This window comes from Bacteroidales bacterium (genome assembly GCA_035342335.1).
Classification (GTDB): Bacteria; Bacteroidota; Bacteroidia; order Bacteroidales; family JAGONC01; genus JAGONC01.
In genome coordinates this window covers 1-12,617 of the sequence record DAOQWY010000024.1, presented here as the reverse complement: position 1 = coordinate 12,617, position 12,617 = coordinate 1, and the positions used below count along the sequence as shown (strand labels likewise).

Annotated in this window: 8 protein-coding genes; 3 read left to right on the top strand and 5 right to left on the bottom strand. The window is 46.7% G+C overall.

What is annotated here, in order from left to right; genetic code table 11:
* Positions 1-146: 146 nt before the first annotated feature.
* Positions 147-932 (bottom strand): GEVED domain-containing protein, encoded by a 786-nt coding sequence (locus PKI34_11045; protein HNS18347.1) that lies wholly within the window; start codon positions 930-932, stop codon positions 147-149.
* A 537-nt stretch (positions 933-1,469) separates the two neighbouring features.
* Between PKI34_11045 and PKI34_11040 the strand changes: the two genes are divergently transcribed.
* From PKI34_11040 to PKI34_11030, 3 genes are all read left to right on the top strand, one after another.
* The gene (locus PKI34_11040) at positions 1,470-1,937 is read left to right on the top strand and encodes a DUF4440 domain-containing protein (GenBank protein ID HNS18346.1); all 468 of its coding nucleotides are present in this window, start codon (positions 1,470-1,472) and stop codon (positions 1,935-1,937) included.
* Between the two features lie 289 nt (positions 1,938-2,226).
* Complete coding sequence (locus tag PKI34_11035) at positions 2,227-2,841, top strand: hypothetical protein (GenBank protein HNS18345.1); 615 nt, start codon at positions 2,227-2,229, stop codon at positions 2,839-2,841.
* Positions 2,838-3,134 carry a hypothetical protein gene (locus PKI34_11030; GenBank protein ID HNS18344.1) on the top strand — a complete coding sequence of 99 codons (297 nt, stop codon included), beginning with the start codon at positions 2,838-2,840 and terminating at the stop codon, positions 3,132-3,134. The genes PKI34_11035 and PKI34_11030 overlap by 4 nt, the downstream gene beginning before the upstream one ends.
* 51 nt (positions 3,135-3,185) lie before the next feature.
* Here the strand turns inward: PKI34_11030 and PKI34_11025 are convergent, their stop codons facing one another.
* Genes PKI34_11025 through PKI34_11010 form a run of 4 tightly spaced genes read right to left on the bottom strand, consistent with a single transcriptional unit; the run spans position 3,186 to position 12,113 of the window.
* A complete protein-coding gene (locus tag PKI34_11025; GenBank protein HNS18343.1) occupies positions 3,186-7,265 on the bottom strand; it encodes an FISUMP domain-containing protein in 4,080 nt (1,359 codons plus the stop codon).
* A 44-nt stretch (positions 7,266-7,309) separates the two neighbouring features.
* The gene (locus tag PKI34_11020; protein ID HNS18342.1) at positions 7,310-9,898 is read right to left on the bottom strand and encodes an FISUMP domain-containing protein; all 2,589 of its coding nucleotides are present in this window, start codon (positions 9,896-9,898) and stop codon (positions 7,310-7,312) included.
* 44 nt (positions 9,899-9,942) lie between these two features.
* Positions 9,943-11,598 (bottom strand): FISUMP domain-containing protein, encoded by a 1,656-nt coding sequence (locus PKI34_11015; GenBank protein HNS18341.1) that lies wholly within the window; start codon positions 11,596-11,598, stop codon positions 9,943-9,945.
* Between the two features lie 11 nt (positions 11,599-11,609).
* Positions 11,610-12,113: a T9SS type A sorting domain-containing protein gene (locus PKI34_11010; protein ID HNS18340.1), complete on the bottom strand. Its 504-nt coding sequence runs from the start codon at positions 12,111-12,113 to the stop codon at positions 11,610-11,612.
* Positions 12,114-12,617: the final 504 nt, after the last annotated feature.

The window sequence follows — 12,617 nt, the reverse complement described above, 5'->3', positions numbered from 1 at the left end:
CTACGAGCTACAGCGTGCCATAACGGCGGATATCCGCTATGTGCTTTTTGTGACCGAGAAATTCGGCCATGCAGGATTCATCCTGGACGAGATGGGTTTCGCGCATTAGGCCCTTTAAATGCATGTTGTCATCTCCAGGCGGTATCTCACTCTCTGATAAACTTTTTCAGTGTGGTTTGGCTCCCATCGTCTGCACCTATGTAGTAGATGCCTTTCAGGTAGCTGTTCAGGTTCAGCGATGTCCTGTCCGTCGTCACATTGAAATCATCGATGACCTGTCCAAAGGCATTAGTTACTTTGATATTGACCTTTTCACCATGGCCTGACAGTACGATGTTCAGCATGTCGGAGGCAGGATTGGGGTATAGTTCAAGCATAAGCTTGTTTTGCATGGTTGCAGAGACCGGTCCGCTGGCAAAGCTCATGGTATAGTCTTCCACTTCGCCGTTGGTGAAAACCTCACAAGACGTGGGGGAGCCTCCAGTCTTTTCCGTGACCCTCAATCTTGTCTGTCCCGAGGCAGTGGCTGGCATGGTGATCGTTCCTGTGGCGTTGCCTTTTTTGTTGTTTGCGGCAAAGACCTGTTCGCCTGAATCATCAAAATCTCCATCTGCATTGAAATCGATCCAGATCCTCCAGAAATTCCGCTGGGAAGTTGTAAAGGGAGGCAGTGTAAAACTGTATGCTGAGCCCGGGCTCAGGTTTACCGTCAGACCGGTGAAATCAGAATACAACGAGGCACCTGATGGATTGGAGAATGAGCCAACTACCACGTTTTTAATCCATTCCACGGCATTGCTTGTACTGTGCGATTCACAGTAACTCCCTGCCGGAACCACGGTGATGTGCCGGTCGACAGTTTTGGAATCCGGTGTACCTCCGTTATATGTCCACGACCACGAGGTCGGATTGTTTGTCTGGGATACGGCCACCAGTTCATAGAACGGGCCGGAAGGCTAGTTGGGCAACGCAAACTGCGAGGCGATCCAACGGTCGGCATACTGATCATACAGCACGATCGGATCACCGTCGTTAGTGCCGCTCCAGGGGCCAGTGAATCCATTCCATAGCGTACTGTTTAACGCTGGTCCACATAACCGGGGGGAATAGGAGCCAGGTCGCTCAGTTTTGGGGAAATGTCAAATCCTATCGGCGTAATGACTTTTTCAGGAGACACTGTTTGGGATAACAGGCTGCCCGACCAAAGAAGAAGCATAACGCATAGCGCTGAGGTGTAAAATGTTGCGTATATCACATAATGGTTTAATGATTATTCAGTGACCGAAAATACAATGTAAGAGGGTGGAGGACAAATATAAAATAAAATGAAGAAAAAATAGCCTGATGAAAATTTATCATTTTATATGATTTGACCTTTACACTCAGCAGGAGTGTTAATAAAAAACGTATAGCTTGCAGTATGCAGCCTTTTTTAGTACTTTCGTCCTTCAATCCAAACTTATCACATCATGAAAACACTAGTTCGATTTGCATGTGTTGCATTGTTCCTCCTGACCACCACCTCTCTGTTCGCCCAGGAATGGACTACGGCGCAGAAGGAGGTATGGCAGGTAGTCGAAAACTACTGGGATAACCTGAAAGCCGGCCACGTTGATCCGTCACCTATCCCATTCCACGAAAAATACCAGGGATGGTCCACAACGGAACCGCTGCCGATCAACAAAGACCAGGCGATACAGATGTTCCAGCCCCTGAAGGATACCTGGAAGATCATGGACTGCATGATCAATCCCGCACGGATCGCGGTGGTGGAAAATGCAGCAGTGGTGCACTATTATTTTCACTTCACGCTGTCCATAACGGCCGGGGCAGAGAAGACCGTGACGAACATGCGCGGCAAGTACACGGAGTTCTACGTCAGGGAGAACGGCAAATGGATGTGCCTTGGGGATATGACGGTGTATGAAGAGGAATAGAGGAGAGAGGAGAGAGGAGAGAGGAGAGAGGAGAAATAAAGCAAAGCTTTAAAAGGTTTGTAGCTTGCAGCTTGTAACTTGTAACTTGCAGCTTGCAGCTTTTTTAGAAGATAATGGTCTTTTTTACCACTTTGCGTTCTCCAGGAAACCAGACCTCTATATTGTACGATCCAAACGGAAGGTCTGCCTTGTTCATACGAATCGTTTTCTCCTGGGGCGGATCGAATATTTTAATATGATCAAATGCTGGGCACGGAATAAAATCTTTATTTGCACAAACCAGCATACCATGGCCCGTACAATCACCATTATTTTTCTTGCTGGATTTATTATTCTTGGAGGATGTGGTTCTCCAGGTAAAAAGGCCATACGTTCCCAAGTAAAAGTCATCAGGGAATCGCATGGTGACCAGGTCATTACGGATGCAGCAGTCGCTCAGATATGGCAGGAGCTTCTGAACGAGTTTCCTGAGAGCCGTTACTCCCGCAGTTATACCCAGGAGGAGCTGAAGGTCAAACTGCCGTATGCAATTCGCCAGGGGGAGTCGCTTCTTATCGCTTTTGCACCGGATACGGTTTTTAGTCACGGGAGCGCATGGGACTGGACGACACACTTCAGGGAGCTGGCAGGACACAGGGCCAGACTGGAATACATGTCGCCTGAGATCTACACCCTGCAGGCAGAGAAATTTTACTTTTCTCAGAATGAGACTCAAATGACACGGGCGGTCACTGTCGGCGCGTTGGGAACAGGTTCATACGCGTGGTGGTGCAGGGGTGATTTCAGCGGAGGCCGGGTAGAATTGCATTTCGGTCGCGATTCTGTGGTCGCCTTCACGGTGCTGTACGACCTTTCCGAGCCCTACCTGCCACCTGACCAGCTGCCACCACCCCCGACACGGTGAAATTGCTCCGGGAAGGATACCGCATGGCAGAACTTGGTGAATGCCCTTTCTCGGAACTCGGCGCTTTCTTCGACCTGATCAAGAGGTGTACGCATCACCCTATGGAATTGAACAAGGATGGTGTCTGGGTTGAAGAGGAAACAGGCGAAACGTCGACATCGTACCGTGAACTGGCAGAGGACTGGGGGTGGCCGCTGAAAAATACCTATGTCTTCATACAGAGGCTGCAGGACGATGGGATCATTACGACCCGAACCACCGGGAATATGACGATGATCAGCCTGGTTTACTGAAAGCAGGTGGCCTGGTTTGAAGACCAGTAGTCCGAAGTCGTCGGGATTCGATCACTCCTTTATGCATCTGACTGACAGCCCGAAATTGTTATTAAATCCCTGGTCCCTGGTCATACTTCCCTGGTCATAATTCAACATACGGCTCCATATATAACTATTATTAGAAATAGTAGTGGACAACCAGCCAGCACTCATACCAAGGTTGTAAAATTCACCTTGCCGAAAACCTCCAGGCAGTCCTGAAAATCCGAAGAAATCGCTTCCGTAATGGATGTCATGGGGTTCCCAGCGGGGATGTTCAGATACACTGCAATCTCCACCAAGGGGTGAAGTCCCTGCCTGCCTGCATGATTTCAGTTTGTTTCCAACTCCATTAGCATCGTCATCATCGTTTGTGTACCCATATTCAACCATAAGATAATGAATAAGTTGCTCCCAATCACTATCGAAAGGCACCCTCCATCCCTGAGGACAAAGTCCGTGAGAATTGGTCGCAGCAAACCAGTTATACAAGCCCCCGTAAGCATTCTTGTAATTGGAATTGTCCATATACCAGCAGTAGGCATCTTGGTCTATATACCAGGTCGTGCCGATGGGAGTACTATCGCGATACAATGTAGTTTTCAGATTTTCTGCCATCCATTCCTGATCACCAATGATGACCGTGACATAGGAGTTGCCATCCACGTCAGTGACTCCTGCCCCATAATCAATTTCAGGCAGTGTTGTAAAACTGACCTGGTTACCGTACATAGTGATTGAAGTGTCTGAAGCGTAAGCCCGGACGTAATAAGTAGTAAATGGAGAAAGTCCAGTCAGGGATGATGTAAAAGTACCTGAGCCAGATCCATCCTGCGTTATTCCTTGATTAAGATAAATAGTGGGATTCTGTCCAGTGCTCCAAACCACCCCTCTTGCAATAACATTAATTCCAATGTCACTCGTGATATCACCACCGGATTCAGCTGAATTGCTGGTTATTACTGATACATCTTCTGTACTGATATCTGATGTACCACCACTTCCCTGATCAATTTTAAGGCACCTGACAGACAGCCCGAAAGTGTTATTAAAATTCTGGTCTCTGGTTATGCTACCATCATCATAATATAACATGCGACTCCATATATAACTATTATTAGAAATAGTAGTGGACAACCAGCCAGCACTCATGCCAACATAACTAAATTCACCTGTACGATAACCTCCAGGCAGGCCTGAAAAGCCGAAATTATCGTTGCCATGATGGGTTACATTGGGTTCCCATCGGGGGTGTTCCAAAGAATTGCATTCTTCCCCCACTGGTGAGCCGACTGCTTGCAAACAGGATTTTAGATTATTACCGACTCCGTTCGGATCATTATTATTGTTTGTTATGTTATAATTGTCAACGAGATATGAAACGAGTTGTGACCAGTCGCTGTCGAATGGCACTCTCCATCCTTCAGGGCAGAGTCCGTTTTCATTCGTGGCCGCAAACCAGTTGTAAAGTGCACCGTAGGCATTTTTGTAGTCAATATTATTATTGTACCAGCAATAAGATCCTTCGGGCGAGTTCCAGGTCGAATTAATCGCAACACCATTTTGATAATGCGTAGTCTTAAGATTTTCAGCCATCCATTCCTGGTAACCAATGCCGATCGTTTGATAGATATTCCCGTCAAAATCCTGAACGGTTCCGCTGAAGCTCGTAATTGTTGTGTTGAAAATGCTTATTTCCCCAATGCTCGAGCCATATCCGTTTTCAGCGGTAATTCGAAAATAATAGGTCGTACCGGGATCGAGACCGGTTATTGTCGCAAAAACGGGAATTTGTGTGCTGCCTATCACTGGATTCTGTTCAGCAGTTGTTGATAGTCCAAGTTCGGGAGTATTCCCATATTCAAAAATTACAGTAGTAGAATCACTTCCTGGGTCAACCAAGCCATTTAGCAATGCTGTTGAAGTCGTTATATTTGTGGCCGAAGATGTCACAGCGCTCGGTTCTGTGCCTGTGCTTGCAAGAAACAAATTCACATAGGTCTCAAAATCGGGGATAGTAGCACTTACACCTAAGTACTGATACCTCGAGACCAGATTATAACGGATTTGATTCAAATCGAGGGCAAGGGTGGAGTTTCTGAGAGATGCCAATATGCCTTGATCATCCAGGATACCGTCAGGGCGTATGTCGGTGATGATATTTGCCATCAATTCAGTCAACGCTCCAACGGTTCTGTTGCCCTGTAATATTACCGAAATAGCTATCAAAATTGCATTCCCTTCACCATCGACAGAAATATCCAATGTTTCAGAATCATCAATCTCGATATCTTCCATTCCAAAAATGGCCAGAATTTCTTGCTGTGCTTGTTTTTTCGCTATAATAAAACTGCTGTCATGCTCGAACAAATATTCAATCCGGCTCTTTTCCAAATGAGTCAAAATATTAACATTGATCTGAGAAAGATCTGAGATGTCAGAAATAGTAAAAAGGTTGAGCATAGAGGGGGAAATGGATCCGTTTACCTCATTGTAATAGTAACCATTGGCCGAAAACTCAACAAAATTTGAACTTAAAAGTAAATTGTCAATTTCAAATAACCCTCTGTTATTCTTGATTTGAGTAGTGTATGACTCACCCGTTTGATGTAAATCAATAGGATCCAGTTCGAACATAACAATGGAGGTTCCATTGATAAATGGTCCTTTTTGAACGTAGCCTGAAATCTTATCAAGAACAAGGTCAGTCAGAGTTGTAAATTTCCTATTACTACCGAAAGATATTCCACTATCGCTCATAGCGAAGGCTTTTACATAGTAAGAGGTCCCGGGTGCGAGACCGGTAAGATGGTGCGAAAATGATCCTGTTCCTTCTCCAATGGCTATCTTGACACCTGTTATCTCCGGATTTGTCTGAACACTCCAATATACTCCCCTTTCTGTTATCTCTAACTCTCCCTCCATATCTGCAGTTCCACCGATTAATGCAGAACTTAGGGATATTTTTGCAACATCAGAAGTGGAAACCAAAGGTATGTTTGGACAGGATCCCCAGATTGGAACACCATCACAAATCGTCAGGGTTTTCCCTTCTGGCCCGGGTGATAGACTGATCCATTGAACACCATCCCAATATAACATCTCACCAGTCTGAATCCCTGGTGGTGCAGCTACTGAAATCCATTTCGAGCCATTCCAGCCATAATAACCAGGTATTACATTGTTTGGAGGAATACCAGCAGTTTCAGTATTATAAACGAGCAAACCTACAGCAGGATTTGTTATTGGATCTTTCGAGCTGATGGCTGTCAATGCAATCCTTGGGAGCAAAAATCCCCTCGATGTCGAAGATAATTCCACAAGCGCCGAATTATCAGGGTTTGAAGTTCCAATACCGACATTGCCTCCACTTTTAATATATAAGGAGTTTGCAGCGCTATTTGGTTCCATCGTAAGCACATCCAGTGAATTTGCCTGATCACGGATCTTGAATCCACCGTAAGTAGTCGCCTTGAATTTCCAATTGGCTCCACTCAGGTCATCCACCATTGAATACGTTGCACCTCCACCGCCTCCCAGGTTACGGATAGTAATCATTGGCTCTCCCATGTTCTTTGCCACATAAAGCAGCGAGCCAGGTGCGTTATTGCCAATGCCAACATTTCCAATTGGGTAACTGCCGCCATGACCCGTCACCACATCATTGCCGATGATTTCCCAATCCAGGTCTGCGTCCCGCGTCCCGCTTCCTGACTTTTCAGCGTACAGGGCGTATGGGACAGACAATAGTTGTGAAATACCCATTAGTTCCAAGTCAGTTCCACCTGCCTGATCCATCTCCACACGCAGAAAATGGCTGCCGGTGCTCCAATCAATGGCGGGTAAACTGCCTGTAAGCGCTTTGCCATGCCCGACCTCAACGTTTACCAATCCCAGTTCACTGGTCGCAACGGAATGGATTTCCCGGTATACCTCCGGGCCATTCATATGGGATTGCAGGATCGTGATTTGCAGTGTGACCTCCTGGTTGGACAGAACCTGTCCGGCTTTGTCCCTGATCACGGCCTGGTACTTGAATGCCTGTGGCACCTGGGCCAGAAGAAGTCCGGCGGTGAATGTGAATATGAAAGAGAGAATTATTCTTTTCATTGTGAATGTGAATTATAGTTAATCCGTTCCTTTCTATCGGTGCCCTAATTGGCATCCTTGATGCAACGGATGGAAAATCCAAATTCTTTAGGTTCCCCGAGTCTTTCTACGTCATCACTATCGAATGTCAACCTTCGGTACCAGGCAAGGGGTGGACCTAAATGAGTTGATGACCAGAAGAAACCGTGAAAGCTACGGTAGCTGAAGCCCCCATTGCTGTTGATGCGGTTGCCCCCTGGAAGACCTGTGAACCCGCTGGAATTGTTGGCCCCTTCGTTCGGTGAATACCAATGCGTTGTTCCTTCTTCTTTGAGATTACCGCCTGCATCCAGCCCTCTTAACCCTATGCCATCCCATTCCGGATCTCCAACAGGGTATTGGCTATCCACCGTACCTTCAAGAATCTTCCATTCATTGTCTGTTGGAATATGCCAACCAGGTGGACAAATACCCTGTGCACCTTCCGTCGTCACATACTGCATCGTTTCCGGCCATTCATAAAGTCCGCCATAGATGGTACAGTAGTATGGATTGTTACCATAACAATATTTCTCAACAATTGAGTTATCCGTTTGCTGGGAACCACCGGCTGTGCTGGGGATCATTATGCCTAAGTTAAGATTCTCCCTTAACCAGCATTGCGTACCAATCTGCACCGTATTATACACCTGGGCTCCCCAGGTCACAGTGGGTATACCCAGACATGGTTGTCCGGTTTCTGCCATAAAACTAATTAATAATATATCCTCTGTACTTCCGCAGATCGTACTGATCGTCCAGATAAGTGTGTACTCCATTCCTGCCAGACCCTGAAATTCACTGGTCGGACTTGAAGGATTTACAAGAACTCCACCGGTCCCACTTACAATCTGCCAGAGTCCGGAACCTGAATCTGGAATGTTACCTGCCAGGGTTATTATGGTTCCTGGAATATACAGCTGATCAGGCCCTGCATCAGCTTGTGAAGGAGCTGGTAAGCAATCCTTAAGGCAACGAATGGACTTTCCGCACTCCAAAGGGTAATAGCCCCGGAAAACGCCGTTATTTTTAATCGAAGTTAAGTGTCTGTTCCAAGATTCAGTGGTGTCGACGGATGTGGAATTCCAAAAGTAACAACTGCTATTAAGGACAAAAAAATCTCCACCGCCACCACGTATTCCTGCAGGAAGGGCTGTGAATCCACTGGAATTCGTGGCGCCATTGTTGGGCCCGGTCCAATGATCTGTCCCCGTTTCTCTGAGATTGCCCCCAGCATCATATCCTCTCCACGAAACCTGGTTCCATTCAGGATCCCCCATTGGATGCTGACTGTCAACGGAACCCTCAAGGGTTTTCCATTCACTGTCGGACGGGACATGCCAGCCTACAGGACATATTCCCTGTGAACGTTGTGTTACTGCATATTGCATCGCCTCCGGCCACTCATATAAGCCACCGTAAATATCACAGTTCGCTTCATCGTTGTTGTAACAGTACTTTTCAATGGTTCCATTGTCCTGTTGCTGAGATCCACTTTGGGTGCTGTTGATCTTGGTTCCTATATTCAGATTCTCTGCCATCCAGCATTGGGTGTCGATCAATACCGTGGCATAGGTCTTCCCGTCACGGCTGTCAAACAGTATGTCCCCGCACTCGAAGGGTGGTAAAATGAAATCAATAACAGTATCAACCCACCCCGATTCGGCACTTGAATAGATCAGGATACCACCATTGTGGATAATAGTCCTGTATTTTAGCTTGTCATTGACTGCGTCAAAAGCCGTCACTTGATTTGTCGTATCGTATAGGCCATTTGTGCCATTGACGTTGAATCCCTGATCAGATCGTATCTTTCCGGCAACATCCAACTTCTCTGCCGGTGGATTCTTCCCAATGCCGACATTGCCACCCGTTTTTATGTAAAGCGTATTCGCCGCGCTATTTGGCTCCATTGTCAGCACATCAAGCGCATTGGCCTGGTCACGTATTTTGAATCCACCATAGGTCGTCGCCTTGAACTTCCAGTTCGCCCCACTGAGGTCATCCACCATTGAGTACGTAGCACCACCGCCACCTCCCAGGTTGCGGATCGTAATGGTTGGCTCACCTGTGTTCTTTGCAACGTAAAGCAGAGATCCTGGTGCATTGTTCCCGATGCCGACATTCCCGATCGGGTAACTGCCTCCATGACCCGTCACCACATCGTTGCCTATGATTTCCCAGTCCAGGTCTGCTTCCCGGTCATTGCTACCTGCTTTTTCAGCGTACAGGGCATAAGGGACTGATAATAGCTGGGAAACTCCCATCAGCTCAAAATGACTTCCCCCTTCCATATCCATCTCCATTTTCAGGAAATGACTCCCCGAGCCCCAATCGATAGTGGAAAGTGTACCCGTGGGATTTTTACCCTTACCAATTTCAATATTGATCAACCCAAGTTCATTGGAAGTAACAGAATGGATCTCCCGGTATACCTCCGAACCATTCGCAGCTAATTGCAAAATACTGACCTGCAGACTGATGTTCTGGTTGGATAAAACCTGACCTGCCTTGTCCCTGATCACTGCCTGATAATTGAAGGCCTGCGGTGCCTGTGCCAGCAGAAGTCCGGTGGTTAATAGGAATATTAATAAAGTTATTACTGTTCTGTTCATTGTGAATTTCATTATAAATTGACCTATATTATTGTTTTATTACTTTAATCGTTCCTTAAACACCGTACAGAAAGACCATTCGGTTTGGTATTAGCATTTCGATCTGTTTGAGCTAAGCTCGAAAACTGACGTCGGGACCAGGCATAATCTGTGCCAAGCACTAATGACGAGGACCAGAAGTTACTTTGCCATCCACAGAGATCGAAGGTAGGACCACCGCGGCCCCCACCAGGAAGAGCTGTAAATCCACTTGAGTTAGTGGCACCTGTATTAGGCGAAACCCAGTGGGTTGTCCCTGTCTCCTTGAGGTTGCCACCTGCATCCAGACCACGCCCTCCCTGAGTATTCCATATTGGGTCCCCGACTGGGTACTGGCTATCCACGGTGCCTTCAAGGATCTTCCATTCATCGTCCGTAGGAAGATGCCAGGTACTAGGGCATATACCTTGAACTCCTTCAGTCATTACATACTGCATTGCTTCGTTCCATTCGTATAAGCCACCATATACATTGCAGTAATTAATATCATTATTGTAACAAAATTTCTCGATTGTATCATTGTCCGTTTGTTGATATCCATAAGTGGTGGCATTTATCATTTTTCCCACATTCATGTTCTCCGCCATCCAGCACTGCGTGCCAATAAGGATCGTATTATAGGATTGCCCGTCACGATCATCCCAGAATGGGTTTCCACATTCGAATGGTGTGATGAAATCACCCACTGAGTTTAACCAACCCGATTCAGGACTTGTATACGTCAATATTCCACCTGTATAGATTAGTGTCCTGTATTTCAGTTTCTCATTTGCGAAGTCATAAGCGGTTACCTGGTTTATTGTGTCGTTCAAACCATTCGTACCATTGACGTTGAATCCCTGATCAGATCTCACCCTGCCGGTAACATCCAGTTTCTCTGCCGGTGCATTCTTGCCAATACCGACATTGCCACCCGTCTTGATGTACAGTGTATTCGCCGCACTGTTAGGTTCCATCGTAAGAACATCCAGTGAATTGGCCTGATCTCTGATCTTAAAGCCACCATAAGTTGTCGCCTTGAATTTCCAATTGGCTCCACTCAGGTCATCCACCATTGAGTAGGTCGCCCCGCCGCCACCTCCGAGGTTACGGATAGTAATCATTGGCTCTCCTATGTTCTTTGCGACATAAAGGAGAGAACCAGGTGCATTATTGCCAATACCAACATTTCCAATTGGGTAACCGCTGCCATGACCCGTCACCACATCATTGCCGATGATTTCCCAATCCAGGTCTGCTTCCCGCGTCCCGCTTCCTGACTTCTCGGCATACAGTGCGTATGGAACAGAAAGTAACTGCGAAACACCCATTAGTTCAAAATCAGTCCCACCTGCCTGATCCATCTCCACACGCAGAAAATGGCTACCGGTGCTCCAATCAATAGAGGGCATGCTGCCTGTAAGTGCTTTGCCATGCCCGACTTCAATGTTTACCAGTCCCAGTTCGCTGGTGGTAACGGGATGGATTTCCCGGTATACTTCCGGCCCGTTCGCATTGGATTGCAGGATTGTAATTTGCAGATTAATGTTCTGTTCAGACAGTACCTGTCCCGCTTTGTCCCTGATCACTGCCTGATACTTAAAGGCCTGAGGCACCTGGGCTGTAACAAGGGTGCAAATCAATAGCCCTGTGAATACGAATGTAAGGATGACTTTTTTCATGATGCGGTGACTTAGAATTTAACTTTATAGATTTTGAATGATTCGGTCGTGTGTGATCTCAGGTTGATGACCCGCAGCACAAAGAACGAGGAGCTGAAACTGCTTACATCCAGCTGCTCCTTATGGGTCTGCGTTTCGATAACCTGGTCATGCATCCGCTGACCCACAAAATCGAATAGCTCGAGTTTGAACTGCGGATTTTTCTCTGCAGTGGTGATCTCGATGGTCAGCAGGTCGTTCACAGGATTAGGATAGACCAGTACGTTCACCAGGGGATCCTCTGGTGCATTGACTTTCAGCACCTGGAGATACGACTGGTGAAATCCCTGCGTCAGCAGGCTGGTTTCGGAAGAAATGGTTTCAATGGTTACCTCTCCAAGTGTCCATTCCAGTGAACTATGCTTACCGGTGAAGATATCCCCTGCGCTGGCAACGACATCGGGGATCAGGGATTGTCCTTTGGAAAACAGGATTGTGCCAGTAATCAGTAAAAGAGGAAGGTAAAGTTGTTTCATAACAAGAAGATTTGAAGTTGTTCAGGCAGGGAATATACGAAATTTCAACGGATTCTACAAGTCAGATCATGATATGCTGACTTATTTGATGAACAGTGCAGATTTCCGCATGAACCCTGCAAGTTATTTAATGAACGATCCTCTGTAAGGTGGAGTGATAGCTATACAAGTCCCTCTCAACGGTCTCCCTGAAGCTCTTTATGAACTTCCTTCCTGATTTTATCCAGTTTCCGCCTCCGGCGGAATTCCATGAATCAATCAATCAATTGATCCCTGCTTTTGCAGGGATGACCCTTCGCTACGCTCAGGGCATGTCCTTGAGGCAGCGGACAGAAAACCCGTAATCTTTGATGGTGTTGTACCGGTCTACGCTGGCGGTATTATATTACAGGAGCCAGTACCACGCGCGGTGTGTGCTGCTCTGCGAGGAAGACCAGAAGTAACCGTAGGTTTCCGCCCTGAACCAAACCGGTACCACTTCCTGAAATAAAATGATGCCACCAA

Excerpts from the sequence above, each read along its gene's own strand:
- PKI34_11040 (HNS18346.1), top strand. The coding sequence starts at position 1,470 with ATGAAAACACTAGTTCGATTTGCATGTGTTGCATTGTTCCTCCTGACC.
- PKI34_11035 (HNS18345.1), top strand. The coding sequence starts at position 2,227 with ATGGCCCGTACAATCACCATTATTTTTCTTGCTGGATTTATTATTCTT.
- PKI34_11025 (HNS18343.1), bottom strand. The coding sequence starts at position 7,265 with ATGAAAAGAATAATTCTCTCTTTCATATTCACATTCACCGCCGGACTT.
- PKI34_11020 (HNS18342.1), bottom strand. The coding sequence starts at position 9,898 with ATGAACAGAACAGTAATAACTTTATTAATATTCCTATTAACCACCGGA.
- PKI34_11015 (HNS18341.1), bottom strand. The coding sequence starts at position 11,598 with ATGAAAAAAGTCATCCTTACATTCGTATTCACAGGGCTATTGATTTGC.
- PKI34_11010 (HNS18340.1), bottom strand. The coding sequence starts at position 12,113 with ATGAAACAACTTTACCTTCCTCTTTTACTGATTACTGGCACAATCCTG.